The organism is Nocardia transvalensis, assembly GCF_015477765.1.
GTDB classification, from domain to species: domain Bacteria; phylum Actinomycetota; class Actinomycetes; order Mycobacteriales; family Mycobacteriaceae; genus Nocardia; species Nocardia transvalensis_A.
The window spans coordinates 56,633-77,627 of sequence record NZ_JADLQQ010000008.1 but is presented as its reverse complement, the minus strand read 5'-3'; the positions used below and the strand labels follow the sequence as shown (position 1 = coordinate 77,627).

The window sequence follows — 20,995 nt, the reverse complement described above, 5'->3', positions numbered from 1 at the left end:
GGAGAAAGCGAGTTCTCATGCGTGTTCGAACCCTCCTCATCACCGCTGCCACGGCCGTGTCGGGCGCGGCCGTGGCCCTTGCCCTCGGTGCCGGTACCGCCGAAGCGGCCACACCCATCGCCTACCCGCAGGTCGGCGCGCTGGGCGTCGAACTGAATCACGGGGAGACCCAGGCGCTGGCGGACGGGCCGGTGCCCGCCCTCATCGACCATTACATTCCCGGCCGCAATGTGAGCGTCGGGATGCGGCCCGACTCCCAGCTGCCGCAGCGCGACAACCAGATCTTCGCCTCCATGCGCGATATCGTCGGCGAGGCCGCGGATAAGCCCGACGGGAACGTGGATCTGATCCTGGCCCGCGGTCCGCTGCTGGTGGTCATTCAGAACTGGTAACCGTCAGGGCACCAGGACCTGCTGCGCGCCGGGAAGCGCCCGGAAGGTGGCGGGCAGAGCCCCGGCGGGCTCACCGTCGACCGTCACGGGTGCGTTCGGGGCGGCCAAAGTGATTGTGGCCGCACGGTATTGCCTCAATGCGGGGTGTTCCACCCGCTTACCGGCCGAGAGCGCGGGCAGCAGCCGGATCATCTCCAGCCGCGAGATGGCCCCGACGACAGTCAGATCCAGCAGGCCGTCGTCGACGACGGCATCCGGGCAGACGAGCATGCCGCCGCCGTAACTGCGGGTATTGCCCACGGCCACCATCACGGCCTCGGTCTCCACCACCGTCGGCTCGGATTCCCCTGGCACACCGCGCAATTCGATCCGATACGGCACGGCCAGTCCCCCGGCTAGTTCGACCAGCGCGGCCAAGGTATACCGCAGCGGCCCCTTGGGCCGAGGCATCCTGTTGGCCCGCAAGGTCACCCGCGCATCGAATCCGGTTCCCGCAATAGTGGCGAACCTGATCGGGCTGCCCTCCCCCTCGACCGCACCGAGGTCGATGGTGCGCGTACGCCCATTCACGATGACGTCGGCCGCCGCCACCGGATCGTCGCCTGGCACACCGAGTTCCCGGGCCAGGTCGTTACCGGTGCCGCCGGGAATCATGCCCAGCGGGATCCCGCTGCCCGCGATGGCCTGCAGCGTCACGCAGACCAGGCCGTCGCCACCCGCGCACACCACCGCATCGGGTCTGTCGCCCGTATCGCCTGCCAGCGAATCACGAACCAGGCGAACGGATTCCTCCGCGGACGTGCCACGCACCTCGGTCACCCGCACGCCCCGCTCGGCGAAGCGTGCCCGGGCCGCCACCCCGGCGGTCAGCCCCCGGCCGAGCCCGGACAGCGGGTTGGTCACCATCAGCACGGACCGGATCTCGTCCGATGCGGCCCCGTTCACGGAATCAGCTTTCCGGGGTTGAGGATTCCCGCCGGATCCACGGCCTGCTTGACCGCGCGCAGCACCTGCACACCGAGGTCGCCGATCTCGTCGGTCAGCCACGGGCGGTGGTCCTCCCCGACTGCATGGTGGTGGGTGATGGTGCCGCCCGCCGCGACGATCGCATCCCCGGCGGCCTGTTTGGCCCGCAGCCACTGCGCGATCGGGTCGTCGGCCTGTTTGGCGACGACGGTGAAATACAGTGAGGCGCCGGTTGTATAGGTGTGCGAGATGTGGCACATCACCAACGCCGGAGTTCCCTGTGCGGTCAGCGAATCCGTCAGCGCGGCAGTCACTTTCGCCTTCAGCTCGGACAGGTTGGACCAGCTGGTGGCGGTTTCCAGGGTTTCGCAGAGGATTCCGACGTCCAGCAGGGCGTCGCGCAGGTAGGGCGCCGAGAAGCGCCCGTGTTCCCACTCCCGGGCGGGCTTGTCCCCGAGCGCGGTCCCACCCGCGGCCGCCAGCAGGGCATTCGCCTCGGCGCTGCGGGCCTCGACGTGGGCGGCTGTGCCCTCGAAGGTGGTGACGGCCAGACAGCCCGTCACCGACGCGCCCCCGATATCACCGGCCCGGGCCAGGTTGAGTCCGGTCTCGGCCTCGTCGGACAGCCGCAGCACAGTGGGCGCCGCACCGGCCTGGACCACGCTGCGCAGCGCGGCCGCGCCGGTGGCGAAGTCCGGGAACGACCACGCCTGGTAGGCAACGGTTTCCGGGACAGGATGGACCCGCAGCGTCACCTCGGTGATCACGCCGAGGGCGCCCTCCGAACCGGCGAACAGTTCCCGCAGATCCGGACCGGCGGCCGAGGCGGGGGCGCGGCCCAGGTCGAGGGTGCCGCTCGGAGTGGCGATCCGCAGCCGCGCAATCATGTCGTCGAAGCGCCCATACCCGGCCGAGGCCTGGCCGGAGGAGCGGGTCGCGGCGAAGCCGCCGATGCTGGCGAATTCGAAGCTCTGCGGGAAATGACCGATCGAAAGGCCGTGCGCGGCAAGCAGTTTCTCGGCCTGCGGACCGGTGAGCCCGGCGCCCAGGGTGGCGGTGCCGCTCACCGGATCGACAGCGGAGACGGCGTCGAGCCGCCGCAGGTCCAGCGCGATCACGGCGGGAAAGCGACCGCGGGCCGGGTCCACGCCGCCGACCACGCTGGTGCCGCCGCCGAACGGCACCACGGCGATGCCGTGCTCGGCGCAGTGGGTCAGCACGGCCAGCACCTGGTCGTGATCGGCGGGAAAGACGACGGCATCGGGCGCATCCTGTGGTCCCTCGACGCGACGGCGCAGCAGATCCGGGGTGCTCTTGCCACCCGCATGAAGCAGCCGGTCACGGTGGTCGACGGAAACCTGGTCCGCGCCGACCACCGCGGACAGCCCCGCGAGCTGCTCCGCGGTGAGCGCGGATGCGCGGAGCGGCACGCCGCCCTCATCACGACGAGCCACCGGCTCACCGGACACTCCGAACACCTGCGCCAGCAGCGTTCGGATCTTTTCCGGCAGCGGCGCATGTCCGGACGGAATGCCCCAGGCGTCCCACACCATACTCGGGCGCGCGGGCAACTCGCCCGGCATTCCAGCGGATGGGGTGGACTGTCGTGTGTCGACCATGCGTTACAGTGTGACATAGAATGTCAAGCAGTAACGACCCGACCGGTGGTGAGACGACAATGCCCGCGATCGATGCGCACAGCGCCGACGACGCCGACGAGATGTCGGCGACGGATCAGGCGATCCTGGATGCCGCACGCGCGTGCGTGGCGGAGTTCGGGGTGCGCCGCACCACGCTCACCGAGGTGGCCCGCCGCGCCGGGGTCAGCCGCCCCACGGTGTACCGCCGCTGGTCCGATACCGGAGCGCTGATCGCCGAATTGCTGGTGCGGGAGCTGCGCAGCATCGTCGGACGCACGGTTCCGACCGGCGGTCCCGCCCGCGCCCGGTTGGTGGACGGCGTGGTCGCGGGTGCGGCGACGGTTCGTTCGAATCCGTTGTTCACCAAGATCTTCCGCACCGATACCGACCTGATGCTCACCTACGTATTCGGTCGGCTCGGCCGCAATCAGCGCGAGCTGATCCTACTGTTCGCCGCCCTGATCCGCGAGGGCCAGCGCGACGGCTCGATCCGCCCCGGCGACCCGGACCAACTGGCAACCATGCTGCTACTCATCGCCCAATCCGCGGTGCAGTCCGCCGCCATGGTCGGCCACATTCTCGACGAGCCCCGGCTCGACACCGAACTGGCCCGCGCCATAGACGGCTACCTCCACCCCGGCACCCCGTCATGACCCGCCCAGCCGCACCCCGTATTGGCACACGCACCCCGTGCAGGCCCTGCAAGGGGTGCGTTTGCAGGCAAGGGGTGCGGCTGGGTTGGCGCGCGGGGGCGCGGGAGTGGGGGCTTGTGATGGAACTTGTGATGGGAGCGGTGGTATGACGGGTGTGGGTGGGAATATTGGAGATTCGGCGCTGAATGCGGATCGGCGCAGGCGGGAGTTGCTGGCGGTCGGGGATGGGGGGACGGTCGATGTGCTGGTGGTCGGGGGCGGGATCACCGGGGCGGGGGTGGCATTGGATGCGGCGGCGCGGGGGCTGCGGACGGTGCTGGTGGAGAAGCACGACCTGGCGTTCGGGACCAGTCGGTGGAGTTCCAAGCTGGTGCACGGGGGATTGCGGTATCTGGCCAGCGGTGGCGTGGGTATCGCGCACGAGAGCGCCGTGGAGCGAGATGTCTTGCTGACCAGGACCGCACCGCATCTGACGCGTGCGATCCCGCAGGTGGTGCCGCTGTTGCCGAATGTGGGTGTCGCGCAACGCCTGCTGGTGCGGGCGGGGTTCGTGGCCGGTGACGTGCTGCGCCGGAGCGCGGGGACATCCGCGGCGGTGCTGCCTCGGTCGCGGCGGGTGGCTGCGGCAGAGGCACTGCGGCTGGCTCCGACGCTGCGGCGCAACGGTTTACGAGGTGGATTGCTGGCGTGGGACGGGCAACTGGTCGACGATGCGCGCCTCGTGGTCGCGATTGCCCGGACGGCAGCGGCACACGGCGCGGCGGTACTGACCAGGGTCGAGGCACAGCAGGTGACGGGCGACTCGGCGGTCCTGCGTGACACACTCACCGGCGAAACCCTCACCGTCCGTGCGCGTTCGGTGATCAACGCCACCGGGGTATGGGCCGATCAGGTCGATGCGAGCATCCAGTTGCGCCCCAGCCGGGGCACCCACCTGGTGTTCGACGCGGAGGCCTTCGGCGGCCTGTCCGCCTCGCTGACCGTGCCGATTCCCGGCAGCACGAGCCGATTCGTCTTCGCCTTCCCCGCCGCGCACGGCCGCGTCTATCTGGGCCTGACCGACGAGGACGCCCCCGGCCCGGTGCCGGACGAGCCCGAGCCGAGCGACACCGAGATCGACTTCCTCCTCGACACGGTCAATACCGTCCTGCGAGAACCGCTGCGCCGCAGCGATATCCGCGGCAAGTACGCGGGCCTGCGCCCACTGCTGCGCACCGCCGACGACAGCACGGCCGACATCTCCCGCGAACATGCGGTGCTGCACTCCCCCGGCGGCCCGATCACCATCGTCGGCGGCAAGCTCACCACCTACCGCCGGATGGCCGAGGACGCCGTCGATGCCGCGATCGCCCGGGCCGATCTGACCGCGGGCCCTTGCCGCACCAAGCGAATCCCCTTGGTAGGAGCCGTATCCGGCGCCGCCCGCGATCGGATCCAGGCCCCGCCGCTGCTGGTGGAACGCTACGGCAGCGAGGCCTCGGCAGTACTGGAGCCGGCCGAACAGAATCCGGCCCTGTCCGAGCCGGTCGCACCCGGCATGGACGTCCTGCGCGCCGAATTCGCCTACGCCATCTCCCACGAGGGCGCCCTCGACGCGGCCGACCTGCTCGACCGCCGCACCCGCATCGGCCTGGTCGCCGACGACCGGGCCGCGGCCCTGCCCGCGGCCGAGGCGGCCTTCGCGGAGACGCGGTAGTCGGTCAATTAAGGAACCTGGTTCCCGCCCAACCGGAATCGCACGCCACCCGGGTCCGCCACGGCGGCGACTCGGCCGTAGGGCGTGTTCTCCGGTTCGTATTCGACCGAACCGCCCAGCGCCACCACGGTTTTCACCGCGGCGTCGACATCCTCGACGCCGAAGTACACCTGCCACCCGCCGGGCGATCCCGCGGGGAGGTAGGCCGAGGCGTCCATGACTCCGCCGAGCATCGGGCTGGTGGAATGGATCGTCGTGTAGCGGAATTCGGGGGTGTCGGCGACGGTGAACGGGTCCTGCCAGCCGAAGACCTCCCGGTAGAACGTCAGCGCCCGGTCATAGTCCGGAGTGTGCAGTTCGAACCACGACGGATAGCCGACATGGTCGCTCCACTTCCCATCGGAGACCATGCCGAACGCCCCGAACCCGGTGTGCACACCCGGCTGCCAGACCCCCACTCCGGCGCCGCTCGGGTCGGCCAGCACCGCCATGCTGCCCAGCTCTCCCACCGGCATCGCGGGAACGACCACCTGCCCGCCGTGCGCGGCCGCCGCGTCGGCGGTGGCCCGGGCGTCGGTGGCGGCCAGGTAGATCGTCCACTGATCGGGCGCACCGTCGCTGCCGTCGTTGCGCATGCCCCCGGCCACCGCATTGCCGTCCTTGCGGAAGGTGATGTACCCGCCGAACTCCTCGTTGCTCTCGGCGGTCCAGCCGAACAGCTCGCCGTAGAAGGCGATGGCGCGATCGGTGTCGGCGGCGTACAGCTCGACCCAGCAGGGATCACCGGGCTTGAACGTGAAGGTCATGACTACTCCTCGGGAACTCGCGGACCTCTCCTCCCTTCGACGGCGCCACCCCCGGAAATTCATCGGTCCGCCATCCACGAGTAAGTAGCGCTAGTGAACTCACCGGCGTACGCTCCTCCCATGACGCAATGGCGGCCGACGGCGTGCATCCTGTGCGAGTGCAACTGCGGGATCCAGGTGCTGCTGGGCCCGGACGGCAAGACGTTCGAGAAGATCCGCGGCGACAAGCTGCATCCGGCGTCGGCGGGCTACACCTGCAACAAGGCGCTGCGACTCGATCACTACCAGAACGGCCGCACCGGACGGCTCACCACCCCGTTGCGCCGCCGCCCCGACGGCACCTTCGAGGAAATCGACTGGGACACCGCCATTTCCGAGATAGCGGCTCGCCTGCAGGAGATCGGCCACCGCCACGGCGGCGAGTCGATCTTCTATTACGGCGGCGGCGGTCAGGGTAATCATCTCTGCGGGGCCTATGCCGCCGCGACCATGGCCGCCTTCGGCATTCGCTACCGCTCCAGCGCCCTGGCGCAGGAGAAGACCGGCGATTTCTGGGTGGGTGCGCGGATGGCCGGGCATCCGGTGCGCGCGGATGTCGAACATGCCGAGGTCGCCCTGTTCGTCGGCAAGAATCCGTATCAGTCGCACGGTTTCCCGCGGGCGCGCACGGTCCTCAAGGAGATCGCCCGCGACCCGAACCGGTCGATGGTGGTTCTCGATCCGGTACGCACCGAAACCGCCGAATTGGCCGACTTCCACCTGCAACTGCGGCCCGGCACCGACGCATATCTGCTCACCGCCATGGCGGCGATCCTGGTGCGCGACAACCTGATCGACGAGGAGTGGCTGGCCGAACACACCCTGGGCGTCGACGAGGTCCTGGCCGTGCTGCGCGCGGTACCGATCGGCAAGTACTGCGCCATTGCCGATGTCGACCTCGAGCTGGTCACCGCCGCCACCCACCGCATCGGCCGCGCCGCCTCGGTGGCGGCGCTCGAGGACCTCGGCGTGCAGATGAACCGATACTCCACGGTGGTCAGCTATGTGGAGAAGCTGGTGTGGCTGCTCACCGGCAATCTCGGCAAACCCGGCACCCAGTACGCCTTCACCGGCCTGACCAATCTCGGATTCGACCGCGGCCACCCCGCCGGAGCGGGGCCGAAGAGCCCGGTGGTGGGTGCGCCCATCATCAGCGGGCTCGTGCCGTGCAATGTGATCAGCGAGGAGATCCTCACCGACCATCCGGCCCGCTACCGCGCGATGTTCATCGAGAGCGCCAATCCCGCTCACTCCCTTGCCGATTCGGCACGCATGCGGGAGGCCCTCGCGGCGCTGGAACTGGTGGTCGTCGTCGACGTGGCGATGACCGAGACCGCACGCCTGGCCGACTATGTGCTGCCCACGCCGACGCAGTTCGAGAAGTACGAGGCCACCTTCTTCAATTTCGACTTCCCGCGCAACATCTTCCACCTGCGCCACCCCGTACTGCCCGCTCCCGAGGGTGTCCTGCCCGAACCGGAGATCCACGCCCGGCTGGTCGAGGCCGCCGGTGTGCTGACCGAGGAGGACTACGCCCCGTTGCGCGCCGCGCTCGCCCAAGGGCGCGAGGCCTTCGCCATGGCCTTCCTCGGTGTCCTCGCCGACCGGGCCAAGGCCAAACTCGCTCCGGTGCTGCTGTATCGCACGCTCGGCCCCACCCTGCCCGACGGCGCGGACGCGGCGGCCCTGCTGTGGGCGGCGGCCTACAACTGCGCCCGCAAATTCCCCGACAGCGTCGAACGCGCCGGGTACGGAACGGGGTTGGCGGCCGGAGAGCGGCTGTTCGAGGCGATCCTCACCGGTGCACACGGCGTGGTGATCACCGAGGACGAGTACGAGGCGACCTGGGACAGGCTGCGCGACAACAAGGTCCAGTTGAACATCCCGGAACTGCTACAGGCCGTGGCCACCCTGCCCGAACCCGACGCCGACTCCGGGGAGTTTCCGTTCGTCCTGGCCGCCGGCGAGCGCCGCGCCTTCACCGCCAATACGATCATCCGGGATCCGCACTGGCGCAAGCGCGACGACGGCGGAGCATTGCGCATCAGCCTCGACGACGCCCGGCGCCTGGGCCTGTCCGCCGGCGACCGCGTCCGCCTGACCACCCGGCGCGGGAGCACCGAGGTGCCGGTTGAACCCACCGACCGCATGCGCGCCGGGCATCTGTCCCTGCCGAACGGGCTGGGGCTGACGGTCGTCGATCCCGACGGCACCACCGTGACCACCGGTGTGGCACCCAACGAGCTGACCGCCTACGACGCCCGCGACGAGTGGGTCGGCACCCCGTGGCACAAGTACGTGCCCGCCCGCATCGATACGGTGACAGCATGAAGCGCACGACATTCGCGAACTGGCCCTGTTCGGTGGCCCGCACCGTCGACCTCATCGGCGACTGGTGGACACCGCTGGTGCTGCGCGAAGCGTGCTACGGCACCACGCGATTCGACGATTTCGAAAAGGTGCTCGGGCTCAGCCGCAACGTCCTCACCCAGCGCCTCAACCGCCTGGTCGAGGAGGACATGCTCACGCGCGTGCGGTACCAGGACCGCCCGCCCCGCTACGAATACCGGCTGACCGACAAGGGCCGCGACTTCTTCCCGGTCCTGGCCGCGATCATGAGCTGGGGTGATCGCTGGCTCACCGCCGAATCCGGTGCCCCGGTCGTGCTGCACCACACCGCCTGCGAGCACGACACCCACGCCGAGGTGGTGTGCGCCCACTGCCGCGAACCCCTGCGCCACAGCGAGATGTCCGCTCATCTGGGTCCGGGCTTCCCCGATCACCTCCGCGAAAGCGCCCTGGCCACAGGGCGATTCACGACGGACTGATCCGGCCGAAAACATGCCGGAATGATGGACTGATTCCGCGTGCTTGTCGCTGGGCTCAGTCCTCCCGAGCCTCCAGCTTCGGCACCAAACGCTCCAGCATGCCCTCGAGCAACCCCTCCTCCTCCGAGGTCAGCTCGGCCAGCGCCTTGTAGGTGCGGACCTGAGCGGCACGGATCTGCGCGGCGAGTTCGCGGCCCTTGTCGGTGGCGGCGAGATATTTCACCCGGCGGTCCGCCGGGTTGACCGCGCGCCGCAGCAGCCCGCGCGTCTCCATGCGATCGGCCACACCCGTCAAGTTGGACGGATCACAGGCCAGCTGGCCCGCCAATACCCGCATGGGCAGCTCACCCGGCGGCTCGTTCAACGCCAGGAGCAGCTTGGCCTGTGTCAGCGTCAGCCCGTGCTCCTCGGCCGCGGACAGGAAATCGTGCATGTACGCGGTCACGAATCGGGCGATCAACAATGCCAGCGTGCTCTGCGTTGTGGCCGGGCTCATAGCGGCGATCCTACCTCCACGATTGACAGCCGCGAACTTTGAAGCATTAGATGCTTGAATACTTCAAACTTATTTGCGTTCAAGTATCCGGAGGTGTGCGTGAAGGAACGGAAAGGTTCGCTGCTGACCGGCGTCCTGGCGTTCGCGGCGATGATCGTGACGGTCATGCAGACCCAGGCGGTCCCGATCCTGGGCCTGATCGCCACCAAACTGCAGGTGTCCACGACGTCGGTGAGCTGGGTGACCACCGCGACGCTGCTGGCCGCGGCGGTGTGCACCCCGCTGCTGGGACGCATCGGCGACCTGTACGGCAAGAAGCCCACGCTGCTGGCCGTGCTGGTGGTCGCCGCGATCGGCTCGGCCGTCTCGGCGCTGGCGACCTCGCTGGGCGTGCTCCTGGTCGGCCGGACGCTGCAGGGTGTGGCCACCGCGATCTTCCCGCTCGCGCTGGCCATGCTGCGCGAGGAGATCCCGCACGAGCGCCTGCACCACTCGATGGCGATCGTGAGCGGCACGCTGGGCTTCGGCGGCGGCCTGGGCCTGGTGGCCACCGGCCTGCTGACCAAGGGCAGCGACCCGAACTACCACATCGTGTTCTGGTTCACCGCGGTCTTGTCGGTGGTGGCGCTGATCGCGGCCGCGGTCGCGGTCCCGGCCACCGGTAAGCGGCATCCGGGCAGCGTCGATCTGCCCGGCGCGATCACCCTGGGCGCGTTCCTGGTGCTGCTGCTCCTGCCGATCTCGCAGGGCCACGAGTGGGGCTGGACCTCGGCGGCCACGCTGGGCTGCTTCGCCGCCTCGGTCGTGTTCGCCGTGCTCTGGGTGCTCACCGAGCGCAAGGTGTCGGCTCCGCTGGTCGATCTGCAGATGTTCACCCACCGCCCGGTGCTGTTCACCAACCTGTCCGGCATGTTCGTCGGCTTCGCGATGTTCCTGCTGTTCATGGGCATCTCGTATCTGGCTCAGATGCCCAAGCATGTGGCCGGCTACGGCTTCGAGGCCTCGATCCTGCGGGCCTCGGTCGAATACCTGCTGCCCACGGCGCTGGCGTCGATGGTGGCCGCCCCGATCGGCGGCATCCTCGTCGGCCGGTTCGGCGGCCGTCTGGTGCTGGCGCTGGCCGGCCTGGTCGGCACGATCGGATTCGCCTGGCTGGCGCTGGCCCACGACGCCACCAGCTCGGTGATCTGGGCCGGTGTCATCGTCGGCGCGGCCATCAGCCTGGCGTATGCGGCCATGCCCGCGCTGATCGCCGGTGCGGTGCCGCACCACCAGAGCGGCATCGCCAACGGCATCAACTCCATCTCCCGCACCGTCGGCAGCTCGCTGGGCAGCGCCATCATCACCACCCTGCTGACCGCCAAACTGCTCCCTCACCTGCCGTTGCCGCAGGAGGGCCAGTTCACGGTGGCGTTCTGGGTCGGCGCGGGCGCCTGTGCCGCGACGATTCTGTCCGCGCTGCTGGGCCTGCGCCCCGAGGATCGCGGCTCGGAGGCCGAGGCCGAAGAGGCGGAGCTGATCCCGGCCGCCGTGTAGGGCTCTTCGCGAGCCAGGCTCGGTGGATTGCGCCCGCGAGGTGCGGAATCCGCCGAGCCTTTGCGTATCCAGCAGGTCCGAGCCTGTGCTCAGCCGCCGAAGACGTTGCAGGCGCCCAATATGTCGATACCCCGCCCGACGGACAGTTTCAGGGTGGCCGCCGGGATATCGGGCGACTGGTCCTCCTGGACGGCGGCCAGGATGTGCCGACCCTCGGCGGCCGGAACCCAGTCGATCAGCGCATACGCACCGCCCGGCCGGGACCAGCCGATCAGCCGGCCGTTGTCGAAGAAGGCGACGCGCCCGACCGGTTCGGTGACGAAGGCCTGCAGCGTGTAATGGCAGCCGGTGCCGTAATTGGTGGCCGAGCCGAAGGCCAAGTTGGGCAGCGCACCGAGCCGGGAGACGGCGGCCTCGGCGGGCTGTGGGGCGGCGAGGGCGACGGCCGCCGCGCCGAGCGCACCCGCCAGCCCGATTTTCTTGATCATCTGCATCTGTCGTCCTGGTCCTCGAGTACCGGGGAGCGACCACCCGGCGATCGCATCGATCCTGCCGCGACAACACCGGATCCGGGGCGAGATCCGCCCGATTGCCGGGTTTCCGACGGGAGGAGGACGATAGGGTCATGCACCGCAACGCGCCGACAGGGGATATCGACGAAACGCAGGTGAGCGTCACGCCGCCGAAGGATCGGGCCGCGGGCGTGGAGGCGGTGGCCGTCTCGCTGACCCGCGCGGTCGAGGAGATGGGCGTGATCCGCACCGCGCGGACGCTGGCGCGGGTCAATCAGCGGCACGGCTTCGACTGCCCCGGTTGCGCCTGGCCGGAACCGACCGGACATCGCCGGCCCGCCGAATTCTGTGAGAACGGCGCCAAGGCCGTCGCCGAGGAGGCGACGCTGCGCACGGTCACCCCGGAGTTCTTCGCCCGGCATTCGATCGAGGAGCTGGCCACCAAGTCCGGTTACTGGCTCGGCCAGCAGGGCAGGCTCACCCATCCGATGGTGCTGCGCCCGGGCGACACCCACTACTCCCCCATCGCCTGGGACGACGCCTACCGCCTCGTCGCCGAGACCTTGCGTGGCCTGGACTCGCCCGACGAAGCGGTGTTCTACACCTCCGGCCGCACCGCCAACGAGACGGCCTTCCTCTATCAGCTGCTGGTGCGCAGCTTCGGCACCAACAACCTGCCGGACTGTTCGAATATGTGCCACGAATCCTCCGGCACCGCGCTGACCTCCTCGATCGGCATCGGCAAGGGCTCGGTCTCGATCGACGATTTCGCCGCGGCGGACCTGATCATCGTGGCCGGGCAGAACCCGGGCACCAACCACCCCCGCATGCTGTCCGCGCTCGGCACCGCAAAGGCCAACGGCGCCACGGTGATCGCGGTCAACCCGCTGCCGGAAACCGGTCTGATCGGCTTCCGCGACCCGCAGACGCTGAAGGGCCTGACCACCGGTATCACCATTGCCGACGACTTCCTGCAGATCCGCCTCGGCGGCGATATGGCCCTGTTCCAGGGACTGGCGAAGCTGCTGTTCGAGGCCGAGGACCGCGCACCCGGAACCGTGGTCGATCGGGCATTCGTCGACGCACACACCGCCGGGTTCGCCGAGTACGAAAAGCAGATGCGCTCAGTCGATCTCGCCGTGGTCGAGGAGGCGACCGGTCTGTCCCGCGATCAACTCGAGCGCACCGCACAGCAACTCGCCGATTCCGAAGCGACGATCGTGTGCTGGGCGATGGGCCTGACCCAGCAGCGTCACGGCGTGGCCACCATCGAGGAGATCACCAATCTGCTGCTGATGCGCGGCATGATCGGCAAACCGGGTGCCGGGGTGTGCCCGGTGCGCGGGCACTCCAACGTCCAGGGCGACCGGACCATGGGCATCTGGGAGAAGATGCCCGAAACCTTCCTGGCCGCCTTGGATTCCGAGTTCGGTATCGCCAGCCCCCGCGCGCACGGCTTCGACACCGTGGATGCCATCCGTGCCCTGCGCGACGGCCGGGCGAAGGTGTTCTTCGGCATGGGCGGCAATTTCGTCTCCGCCACCCCCGACACCGAGGTCACCGAGGCGGCGCTGCGCAATTGCGCGCTGACCGTGCAGGTGTCGACCAAACTGAACCGCAGCCACGTGGTGCACGGCCGCACCGCGCTGATCCTGCCCACCCTGGGCCGCACCGATCTGGACCTGCAGGACGGGGTGAAACAGCAGGTGTCGGTGGAGGATTCGATGTCGATGGTGCATCTGTCCACCGGGCGGCTGGCCCCGGTGAGCGATCAGCTGCGCAGCGAGGTCGCCATCGTGTGCGAGCTGGCCCGGGAGCTGTTCGGCCCAGGCCATCCGGTGCCGTGGGAGACCTTCCGGCGCGACTACGACACCATCCGTGACGCCATCGCCCGGGTCGTGCCCGGCTGCGCCGACTACAACCGGAAGGTGCGCGACCGCAACGGCTTCCAGCTGCCGCATCCGCCGCGCGACGCCCGCGAGTTCCGCACGCCCTCGGGGAGGGCCAATTTCGCCGTGAACGGGCTGCGGTGGCTGCCGGTCCCCGAGGGCCGCCTGATCCTGCAGACGCTGCGCAGCCACGACCAGTACAACACCACCATCTACGGCCTCGACGACCGTTACCGCGGGATCCACAACGGCCGCAAGGTCGTCCTGGTGCATCCGGACGATATCGCGGCATTCGGCTTCGCCGACGGTGACCTGGTCGACCTCGTCTCCGAATGGACCGACGGCACCGAACGCCGCGTCGGCGGTTTCCGCTTGGTCGGCTACCCCACCCCGCGCGGCAACGCCGCGGCCTACTACCCCGAGACCAATCCGCTCGTGCCGCTGGATCATGTGGCCGAACGGTCGAACACACCGGTGTCCAAGGCCGTCACCATCCGGCTGGAGCGGGCGTCGGCGTGAGCGAGCTTGCGAGCGAACCATCAACACAGCGTGCTCTGCTCACGGCGGCACCGAGCGCCAGCGAGGTGACGCCGTGAGCAGAGTGACCGCGCGCCGCAGGACGCTGCGCATCTCCCCGGCCGGGCAGATCCGGCGGCCCGACACCCTCGCCGTGGAGGAGCCCCTCGAGCTGCGCGTCGACGGGCAATCGCTGACCGTCACCATGCGCACCCCAGGCAGCGATATCGATCTCGCGCACGGATTCCTGTTGAGCGAGAACATCATCGGCTCGCGCGAGGACATCGTCTCGGCCCGCTACTGCGCGGGAACCGACGAGAACGGGCAGAACACCTACAACGTGCTCGACATTCGATTGCGCACGCCCGCACCCATTCTTTCGCGCAACTTCCTCACCACCAGCGCCTGCGGCCTGTGTGGCAAGACCGCACTCGACGAGGTCCGCACCCGCACCAGATTTCCGCTCACCGGCGACGGACCGCTGGTCGACGCCGAGGTGCTCGCCGCCCTGCCCGACCGGTTGCGTTCGCGCCAAACCGTTTTCGACGCCACCGGCGGATTGCATGCGGCGGGATTGTTCACCGCCGAGGGCGCGGCGCTGGCGGTCCGCGAGGATGTCGGCCGACACAACGCCGTCGACAAGGTGATCGGCTGGGCCCTGCGCGAAAACCGCGTCCCGGCCCACGATCTCGTCCTCATCGTCAGCGGTCGTGCCTCCTTCGAACTGGTTCAGAAGGCGGTCATGGCCGGTATCCCGATCCTGGGCGCGGTGTCGGCACCCAGCTCCCTGGCCGTCGACCTCGCCGCCGAGTCCGACCTCACCCTCGCCGGTTTCCTGCGCGGCGACACCATGAACGTCTACACCGGCGCACATCGGCTCAGCACCGCCACCAATGGTGTCGGCGGGCGACGACAGCACGGCTGACTCGCCGACGGACACGCCGCCTCCGACCGTGGTCTCTTGTCCGTCCCCCGGGTCCGATTTACCGTGACGGTACGACACGGCGAACGGGAGGGACCATGCGTATCTCGGTGGAGCGGGCGGGCGAGAATCTGCGGGTCCGGATGCGGTTGGACGTCAACCGCCGACGCTGGCTGATCACGCGAATCGCGGTCGGATTCCTGGCCTTCGTGGGTCTGTTCACCGGCCTATGGGCGGTCGTGGCACCGGCGGCCTGGTTCCGCAGTTATCCCGGGCTCGGCCTGAACTGGGTCTCGCCGGACGGGCCCTACAACCACCATCTGGCCGGCGATGTGGGTGCGTTCTTCCTCGCGCTCGGGGTCGTGGCCGCGGCCGCTCTAGTTTACGGGGACAGTCTGCTGGCCCGCGTCGCCGGTCTGGGCTGGCTGGTGTTCGGGGTGCCGCACCTGATCTATCACGTCGCGCACAGGCCCGCCGATATGCCCACGGGCAGTTACACTCTCAGCCTCATCGGGACGATTGTGCTGCCCGTCGTCGGCTTGATCGCCGTGCTCGCCGCACCCCGCGAACGGATCCAACTCCGCGACCCCGCGCCGATGACTTTCCGCCTCCCGCGCCGTCGTAACAGGTGAGACTCCGAGGGCGATGAGCAGACATCGGACGAAGGTTCAACGGCGAACCAGGGAAGGTCAACGACGATCTTCGGCAACGGGCACGATCGGGACATCGATCGTCACCGGTCCGGGTGGGGCGAACTCGCGGAGCGTCACCGTGGGGTGGCGCTCTCGCCGACGATCTCCTCGCGAGGTACCGCGGCGAGGGTGTTCAGGGCGTTGAGGAAACCGCGCCGGTCGGCCGGAGTGAGCCGGCCCAGCAGTCGCTCCTCCATGGCCAGGATGCCTGCCTGCGCGGCGTCGCGCAGGGATTCTCCCGCCGGAGTCAACGCGAGCAGCCGGGCCCGTCGATCGGCCGGGTCGGGCCGGCGCTCGATCAATCCGCGCTCCTGAAGATCGTCGAGCACCGGAATGATCCGGGTCTTGTCCGCACCGATCTCCTCCGCCAGCACCCCCTGTCCCCGGGCCGGGCCACGCCCGAGTGCCACCAGCACCGCATATGCCCACATGGTCAACCCGTGCGCTTCCAACACCGGTCGCTCGGCCGCCATCAGAGCACGGCCGAGCGGCACGATCATCGCCGCCAGATCCGGACGCTGCGAATTCGCCATGCGCACAAACTTACGTCCTCCGGCGACCCCCAGGAGATCCCGGCCGACAGCACGCCGGGAACAAGGGGGACCAAGCACGCAGGAGAATTCACCCCGGCCGAGTTTCGACGAGGGCCCCGGCCGGGGCCTCAGTTGGGCCAGGCCGGGGAGCGGCCGAGGGCGGAGACGATACGGTCCAGTGGGGAGGCGGTGGTCGGCGCCGGGACGGCCGGGGCGAAGGGAGAGTGCGGCTGGCGGCGGATGTCGCCGTCGGGGATGCCCAGGGCCATCTCCAGGGCCGCGGCGGCGAGGTCGTCGGGTAGGCGGTAGTCCAGGCCGAGAGTTCGGGCGACGTCCCAGCCGTGGACCACGTAGTCGATGAAGTGGAAGCCGATGGCCTGCCCGCCGGGGGCGGTGAAGTTCGGGTCGAACTCCGGGAGGGCGAAGTCGCGTTCCAGCGCACCGGGTTCGGCGAAGGCGGCGGTCACCTCCGCCGCCGCATCGGCGTAGTCGGTGACCGGATCGTCGGCGAGTGGGCCCGGTTGCCACAGCGCCGGATCGGCTCCGTTGCCGCGGGCCGCAGCCGCGAAACCGCGATGCTGAACGGTCATGTGTGCCAGGAGGTCCGAGAGTGTCCAGGCCGCGCACGGAGTCGGTCGATCCAGGTCGGCGGGGGTCAGCCGGGACACGATCTCGACGCTGTAGTCCACGGCGCGACGGTTGAGTTCACGAATATCAGCCATACCCAGACAGTATGCTCATGCATATCATCTGTCTACACTTATTATCAGCTCATGCATCCGGATCTTCACCCCTAGCACCGGCAACGACCCCCCAAATGTGGTCACCGCCACACACCAAAGGTAGGACGACCCCGTTTACGACGGCTACGCCCGCGGAATTCGCTCGATGTGCCCCGTCGGCGATGCCGCCGGCGGTCGACTAGGGCGACGAACGGGGGGTCAACGGCGATTCCCACGCGGGAACGACTGGGCACCAGCCGTTCCCGTCCCCTGAACGACGAAAGGCCCGGGAGAACATCGAGTTCTCCCGGGCCCTGCGCGAAGACTGGGGTCAGGCCGACTTCTCGCGGCGCTCGGTGCGCGGCACCGGCTTGCGAGGAACGATCGTGGGGAGCACGTTGTCGTTGACGGTGTCGGCGTTGACGACCACCTTGGCGACATCGTCGCGGCTGGGGATGTCGTACATGACCGGCAGCAGGACTTCTTCCATGATGGCGCGCAGGCCACGGGCGCCGGTGCCGCGCAGAATCGCTTGATCGGCAACCGCTTCCAGGGCATCCTGGGTGAATTCCAGCTCCACGCCGTCCATTTCGAACAGCCGGACGTACTGCTTCACCAGCGCGTTCTTCGGCTCGGACAGGATGCGCACCAGCGAATCCTTGTCCAGGTTGGTGACCGAGGCGACGATCGGCAGACGACCGATGAACTCCGGAATCAGCCCGAACTTGATGAGATCTTCCGGCATCACGTCGGCGAAGTGGTCGGTGGTGTCGATCTCGGCCTTGGACCGCACCTCGGCGCCGAATCCGATGCCGCGCTTACCCACTCGGTCCTGCACGATCTTCTCCAGACCGGCGAAGGCGCCCGCCACGATGAACAACACGTTCGTGGTGTCGATCTGGATGAATTCCTGATGCGGATGTTTGCGCCCACCCTGCGGCGGCACGCTCGCCTGGGTGCCCTCCAGAATCTTCAGCAGCGCCTGCTGCACACCCTCACCCGAGACGTCTCGGGTGATGGACGGATTCTCCGATTTGCGGGCGATCTTGTCGACCTCGTCGATATAGATGATGCCCGTCTCGGCCCGCTTGACGTCGTAATCGGCGGCCTGAATCAGCTTGAGAAGGATGTTCTCCACATCCTCGCCGACATATCCGGCCTCGGTGAGCGCGGTGGCGTCGGCGATGGCGAACGGAACATTCAGCATTTTCGCCAGCGTCTGCGCGAGGTAGGTCTTGCCGCAGCCGGTCGGGCCCAGCATCAGGATGTTGGACTTGGTCAGCTCGACCGGCTCACCTCGGCCGTCGCGGCCCTTGTCGCCCGCCTGGATGCGCTTGTAGTGGTTGTAGACCGCCACCGCCAGCGTCCGCTTCGCGGTGTCCTGCCCGATGACGTACTGCTCGAGGAAATCGCGGATCTCGGCCGGCTTGGGCAGTTCGTCGAGTTTGACCTCGCTGGACTCGGCCAGCTCCTCTTCGATGATCTCGTTGCACAGATCGATGCACTCGTCGCAGATGTACACCCCTGGTCCCGCAATGAGCTTCTTGACCTGCTTCTGACTCTTTCCGCAGAACGAGCACTTGAGCAGATCGCCGCCATCACCGATGCGCGCCATCTCGTGGGTCCCTACTTCCTTGTCCGCGTGCAACCGTCTGTCTCGGAAGCCGACAAGCCGCCTTCGAACTACGCTACCCGCCCCACATCGATCAGTGTCGTGCGCCGATCGGATTTTCGAAGCTTCGGCAGTTTGTTCGTCAGGCCTTCGACCGTGCCGACAACCATGAGCAAAGGTCCCTAGAGTGACCGTACCCGGTAGACGCGAGACAGGTCGACAACTTGGGGCACGTTTCTCTGGGGCCTTCGGCTTCGCCGAGGGACGGAATGCCCCCCGGCGAAGCCGGAGGGCTCACTTCTTCTGAGCGCTCAGCTTCCGGTAATCGAACACGGTATCGATGATCCCGTACTCCTTGGCCTCCTCGGAGGTCAGAATCTTGTCGCGATCGGTGTCCTTGCGGATGGTGTCGGCGTCCTTGCCGGTGTGGCGCGCCAGGGTGACCTCCATCTGGTGGCGCATGCGCTCGATCTCGGCGGCCTGGATCTCCAGGTCGGAGACCTGCCCCTGGATGCCACCCTCCAGCGACGGCTGGTGGATCAGGACGCGGGCGTTGGGCAGGCAGGCACGCTTACCCGGGGTGCCCGCGGCCAGCAGCACCGCCGCGGCCGAGGCGGCCTGGCCCAGGCATACGGTCGCGACGTCGGCGCGCACGTACTGCATGGTGTCGTAAATGGCCATCAGCGCGGTGAACGAGCCGCCGGGCGAGTTGATGTACATGGTGATGTCACGGTCGGGATCCAGCGACTCCAGCACCAGCAGCTGGGCCATGATGTCGTTGGCCGAGGTGTCGTCCACCGTGGCGCCGAGGAAGATGATGCGCTCCTCGAACAGCTTGTTGTAGGGATTCGACTCCTTGACACCGAAGCTCGAGTGCTCGATGAACGACGGCAGAATGTAGCGCGCCTGCGGACTCATCGGGGTTGTCATGACCGGCCCTGCCTGATTGATTGCCACGGATACCTGCCCTCTCTCACCGGCTCGGTGCTCGCCAGCACAGCCATTTCTGATTCGTTGTCACAAACCCTAACGAAGCAGGGCGGCACCGAACTCCCGGTACCGCCCCGCTTCGCTCACAGCGCAATGTCGGCAACCGTCTCGTGACCTTCGCGCTGCCGTTGCATCGGGTTACTCGGCGCTCGCCTCGGCGGGCGCGGCGGCCTGCTCGTCGGTCTTGTCCTCGGGCGAGCCGAACATCTCGGTGGTGTCGACCGCGTTGCCCTCGGTGTCGGTCACCTTGGCCTGGCCCACCACGGTGGCCAGGGCCTTGCCGCGGCGCACGTCGGCGAAGATCGCGCCCAGCTGGCCGACCTGCTGCACCTGCTGGATGAACTGTTCCGGCGACAGGCCGTAGCGCTGCGACTGGAACAGGATCCGCTCGGTGAGCTCGTCCTGGCCGACCTGGGTGTTCTCCTTCTCGGCGACGGCGTCCAGCAGAAGCTGGGTCTTCACCGACTTCTCCGCGGCCTCCTTGGAGTCCTTGTCGAACTCCTCGCGCGAGGAACCCTGCGCCTCGAGGGCCTCGGCGAATTTGGCCTCGTCGTGATCGAAGCCGTGCACCGCATCGTGCAGCACGGCGTCGACCTCGGCCTGCACCGCGCCCTCGGGCAGCGGCACCTCGGTCTTGTCCAGCAGCGCCTCGAGCACCTTGTCGCGGATCTCGCCGGCCTGCTGCACCTTCTTGGCCTGCTCGACGCGCTTGCGCAGATCGTCCTTCAGCTCGTCGATGGTGTCGAATTCGCTGGCCATCTGGGCGAATTCGTCGTCGGCCTCGGGCAGTTCACGCTCCTTGACCGAGTTCACCTTGACGGTGATGACCGCGTCCTTGCCCGCGTACTCACCGGCGACCAGCTTGGAGGTGAACTCCTTGGACTCCTCGGCGGACATGCCGATCAGGGTCTCGTCCAGGCCCTCGATCAGCTGGCCGGAGCCGACCTCGTGCGACAGGCCGGTGGTGGCGGCCTCCTCGACCTCCTGGCCGTCCACGGTGGCCGACAGGTCGATGGAGACGAAGTCGCCGTCCTGCACCGGGCGCTCGACGCTCTTGAGCGTGCCGAAGCGCTGGCGCAGCGATTCCAGCTGCTTGGCGATGTCCTCGTCCTCGATCGAGATGGGATCGACGGTGACCTCGATGCTGTCGTACGCGGGCAGGGTGATCTCGGGACGGACGTCGACCTCGGCGGTGAACGCCAGCTCCTGGCCGTCCTCGATCTTGGTGATCTCGATCTCGGGGCGGCCGATGACCTTCACGTCGGAGGTGGTGACGGCCTCGCTGTAGCGCGCGGGCAGGGCGTCGTTGACGACCTGCTCGAGGATCGCGCCACGGCCCAGGCGGGCCTCCAGCAGCTTGGCCGGTGCCTTGCCCGGGCGGAAGCCGGGGATGCGCACCTGCTTGGCCAGCGCCTTGTAGGCCCGCTCGAAGTCCGGCTTCAGCTCCTCGAAGGGCACCTCGACATTGATGCGGACCCGGGTCGGGCTCAGCTGCTCGACGGTGCTCTTCACGGACATGCTCCTTGTTCGTTGTTCTCTGAGTTCTCTGTTGACG

19 protein-coding genes are annotated in these 20,995 nt (G+C 68.3%); 9 read left to right on the top strand and 10 right to left on the bottom strand.

The window, feature by feature from the left end; genetic code table 11:
• Positions 1-17: 17 nt before the first annotated feature.
• On the top strand, positions 18-392 hold the full coding sequence (locus IU452_RS23900) for a hypothetical protein (RefSeq protein ID WP_195111391.1): 375 nt from the start codon (positions 18-20) through the stop codon (positions 390-392).
• Between the two features lie 3 nt (positions 393-395).
• On the opposite strand, the gene IU452_RS23895 is transcribed toward IU452_RS23900, so the two are convergent.
• Complete coding sequence (locus IU452_RS23895; protein ID WP_324192791.1) at positions 396-1,337, bottom strand: YegS/Rv2252/BmrU family lipid kinase; 942 nt, start codon at positions 1,335-1,337, stop codon at positions 396-398.
• Positions 1,334-2,977: an FAD-binding oxidoreductase gene (locus IU452_RS23890; RefSeq protein ID WP_416382359.1), complete on the bottom strand. Its 1,644-nt coding sequence runs from the start codon at positions 2,975-2,977 to the stop codon at positions 1,334-1,336. Before IU452_RS23890 ends, IU452_RS23895 begins: the two co-directional genes overlap by 4 nt.
• A 59-nt stretch (positions 2,978-3,036) precedes the next feature.
• Here IU452_RS23890 and IU452_RS23885 point away from each other — a divergent pair, with 59 nt between their 5' ends.
• Both IU452_RS23885 and IU452_RS23880 read left to right on the top strand, forming a co-directional pair.
• Complete coding sequence (locus IU452_RS23885; RefSeq protein WP_195111699.1) at positions 3,037-3,651, top strand: TetR/AcrR family transcriptional regulator; 615 nt, start codon at positions 3,037-3,039, stop codon at positions 3,649-3,651.
• A 145-nt stretch (positions 3,652-3,796) separates the two neighbouring features.
• Positions 3,797-5,347: a glycerol-3-phosphate dehydrogenase/oxidase gene (locus tag IU452_RS23880; protein WP_195111390.1), complete on the top strand. Its 1,551-nt coding sequence runs from the start codon at positions 3,797-3,799 to the stop codon at positions 5,345-5,347.
• Between the two features lie 8 nt (positions 5,348-5,355).
• Here IU452_RS23880 and IU452_RS23875 read toward each other — a convergent pair whose 3' ends face one another.
• Positions 5,356-6,153 carry a VOC family protein gene (locus IU452_RS23875; protein ID WP_195111389.1) on the bottom strand — a complete coding sequence of 266 codons (798 nt, stop codon included), beginning with the start codon at positions 6,151-6,153 and terminating at the stop codon, positions 5,356-5,358.
• A 120-nt stretch (positions 6,154-6,273) separates the two neighbouring features.
• On the opposite strand from IU452_RS23875, the gene IU452_RS23870 reads away from it, so the two are divergent.
• Together IU452_RS23870 and IU452_RS23865 are read left to right on the top strand one after the other, a co-directional pair.
• Positions 6,274-8,523: a molybdopterin-dependent oxidoreductase gene (locus IU452_RS23870; protein WP_195111388.1), complete on the top strand. Its 2,250-nt coding sequence runs from the start codon at positions 6,274-6,276 to the stop codon at positions 8,521-8,523.
• Complete coding sequence (locus IU452_RS23865) at positions 8,520-9,020, top strand: winged helix-turn-helix transcriptional regulator (RefSeq protein WP_195111387.1); 501 nt, start codon at positions 8,520-8,522, stop codon at positions 9,018-9,020. The genes IU452_RS23870 and IU452_RS23865 overlap by 4 nt, the downstream gene beginning before the upstream one ends.
• A 55-nt stretch (positions 9,021-9,075) precedes the next feature.
• Here the strand turns inward: IU452_RS23865 and IU452_RS23860 are convergent, their stop codons facing one another.
• Complete coding sequence (locus tag IU452_RS23860; protein ID WP_195111386.1) at positions 9,076-9,516, bottom strand: MarR family winged helix-turn-helix transcriptional regulator; 441 nt, start codon at positions 9,514-9,516, stop codon at positions 9,076-9,078.
• A gap of 99 nt (positions 9,517-9,615) precedes the next feature.
• Between IU452_RS23860 and IU452_RS23855 the strand changes: the two genes are divergently transcribed.
• Complete coding sequence (locus tag IU452_RS23855) at positions 9,616-11,052, top strand: MFS transporter (protein ID WP_324192790.1); 1,437 nt, start codon at positions 9,616-9,618, stop codon at positions 11,050-11,052.
• A gap of 89 nt (positions 11,053-11,141) precedes the next feature.
• On the opposite strand, the gene IU452_RS23850 is transcribed toward IU452_RS23855, so the two are convergent.
• Entirely contained in the window at positions 11,142-11,540 is a 399-nt protein-coding gene (locus IU452_RS23850) for a hypothetical protein (RefSeq protein ID WP_195111385.1), read from the bottom strand.
• Between the two features lie 137 nt (positions 11,541-11,677).
• On the opposite strand from IU452_RS23850, the gene IU452_RS23845 reads away from it, so the two are divergent.
• The 3 genes from IU452_RS23845 to IU452_RS23835 all read left to right on the top strand — a co-directional run bounded on the left by IU452_RS23845 (position 11,678) and on the right by IU452_RS23835 (position 15,523).
• Positions 11,678-13,972 carry an FdhF/YdeP family oxidoreductase gene (locus IU452_RS23845; protein WP_195111384.1) on the top strand — a complete coding sequence of 765 codons (2,295 nt, stop codon included), beginning with the start codon at positions 11,678-11,680 and terminating at the stop codon, positions 13,970-13,972.
• Between the two features lie 73 nt (positions 13,973-14,045).
• Positions 14,046-14,894: a formate dehydrogenase accessory sulfurtransferase FdhD gene (gene fdhD, locus IU452_RS23840; RefSeq protein WP_195111383.1), complete on the top strand. Its 849-nt coding sequence runs from the start codon at positions 14,046-14,048 to the stop codon at positions 14,892-14,894.
• A 95-nt stretch (positions 14,895-14,989) separates the two neighbouring features.
• Positions 14,990-15,523, top strand: coding sequence for a hypothetical protein (locus IU452_RS23835; RefSeq protein ID WP_195111382.1), 534 nt, complete (start codon positions 14,990-14,992; stop codon positions 15,521-15,523).
• Between the two features lie 134 nt (positions 15,524-15,657).
• Here the strand turns inward: IU452_RS23835 and IU452_RS23830 are convergent, their stop codons facing one another.
• The 5 genes from IU452_RS23830 to tig all read right to left on the bottom strand — a co-directional run bounded on the left by IU452_RS23830 (position 15,658) and on the right by tig (position 20,952).
• Positions 15,658-16,116: a MarR family winged helix-turn-helix transcriptional regulator gene (locus tag IU452_RS23830; protein ID WP_195111381.1), complete on the bottom strand. Its 459-nt coding sequence runs from the start codon at positions 16,114-16,116 to the stop codon at positions 15,658-15,660.
• 128 nt (positions 16,117-16,244) lie between these two features.
• Positions 16,245-16,838, bottom strand: coding sequence for a TIGR03086 family metal-binding protein (locus IU452_RS23825; protein WP_195111380.1), 594 nt, complete (start codon positions 16,836-16,838; stop codon positions 16,245-16,247).
• Between the two features lie 331 nt (positions 16,839-17,169).
• Positions 17,170-18,453, bottom strand: coding sequence for an ATP-dependent Clp protease ATP-binding subunit ClpX (gene clpX / locus IU452_RS23820; protein ID WP_195111379.1), 1,284 nt, complete (start codon positions 18,451-18,453; stop codon positions 17,170-17,172).
• Positions 18,454-18,744: 291 nt separating this feature from the next.
• Complete coding sequence (locus tag IU452_RS23815; RefSeq protein ID WP_195111378.1) at positions 18,745-19,380, bottom strand: ATP-dependent Clp protease proteolytic subunit; 636 nt, start codon at positions 19,378-19,380, stop codon at positions 18,745-18,747.
• A 198-nt stretch (positions 19,381-19,578) separates the two neighbouring features.
• Positions 19,579-20,952 (bottom strand): trigger factor, encoded by a 1,374-nt coding sequence (gene tig / locus IU452_RS23810; protein WP_416382358.1) that lies wholly within the window; start codon positions 20,950-20,952, stop codon positions 19,579-19,581.
• Positions 20,953-20,995 lie beyond the last annotated feature (43 nt).

Excerpts from the sequence above, each read along its gene's own strand:
- IU452_RS23890 (WP_416382359.1), bottom strand. The coding sequence starts at position 2,977 with ATGGTCGACACACGACAGTCCACCCCATCCGCTGGAATGCCGGGCGAG.
- IU452_RS23875 (WP_195111389.1), bottom strand. The coding sequence starts at position 6,153 with ATGACCTTCACGTTCAAGCCCGGTGATCCCTGCTGGGTCGAGCTGTAC.
- IU452_RS23835 (WP_195111382.1), top strand. The coding sequence starts at position 14,990 with ATGCGTATCTCGGTGGAGCGGGCGGGCGAGAATCTGCGGGTCCGGATG.
- IU452_RS23815 (WP_195111378.1), bottom strand. The coding sequence starts at position 19,380 with ATGACAACCCCGATGAGTCCGCAGGCGCGCTACATTCTGCCGTCGTTC.
- IU452_RS23880 (WP_195111390.1), top strand. The coding sequence starts at position 3,797 with ATGACGGGTGTGGGTGGGAATATTGGAGATTCGGCGCTGAATGCGGAT.
- IU452_RS23825 (WP_195111380.1), bottom strand. The coding sequence starts at position 16,838 with ATGGCTGATATTCGTGAACTCAACCGTCGCGCCGTGGACTACAGCGTC.
- IU452_RS23870 (WP_195111388.1), top strand. The coding sequence starts at position 6,274 with ATGACGCAATGGCGGCCGACGGCGTGCATCCTGTGCGAGTGCAACTGC.
- IU452_RS23860 (WP_195111386.1), bottom strand. The coding sequence starts at position 9,516 with ATGAGCCCGGCCACAACGCAGAGCACGCTGGCATTGTTGATCGCCCGA.
- IU452_RS23865 (WP_195111387.1), top strand. The coding sequence starts at position 8,520 with ATGAAGCGCACGACATTCGCGAACTGGCCCTGTTCGGTGGCCCGCACC.
- IU452_RS23830 (WP_195111381.1), bottom strand. The coding sequence starts at position 16,116 with ATGGCGAATTCGCAGCGTCCGGATCTGGCGGCGATGATCGTGCCGCTC.
- IU452_RS23900 (WP_195111391.1), top strand. The coding sequence starts at position 18 with ATGCGTGTTCGAACCCTCCTCATCACCGCTGCCACGGCCGTGTCGGGC.
- IU452_RS23850 (WP_195111385.1), bottom strand. The coding sequence starts at position 11,540 with ATGATCAAGAAAATCGGGCTGGCGGGTGCGCTCGGCGCGGCGGCCGTC.
- IU452_RS23845 (WP_195111384.1), top strand. The coding sequence starts at position 11,678 with ATGCACCGCAACGCGCCGACAGGGGATATCGACGAAACGCAGGTGAGC.
- clpX (WP_195111379.1), bottom strand. The coding sequence starts at position 18,453 with ATGGCGCGCATCGGTGATGGCGGCGATCTGCTCAAGTGCTCGTTCTGC.
- IU452_RS23885 (WP_195111699.1), top strand. The coding sequence starts at position 3,037 with ATGCCCGCGATCGATGCGCACAGCGCCGACGACGCCGACGAGATGTCG.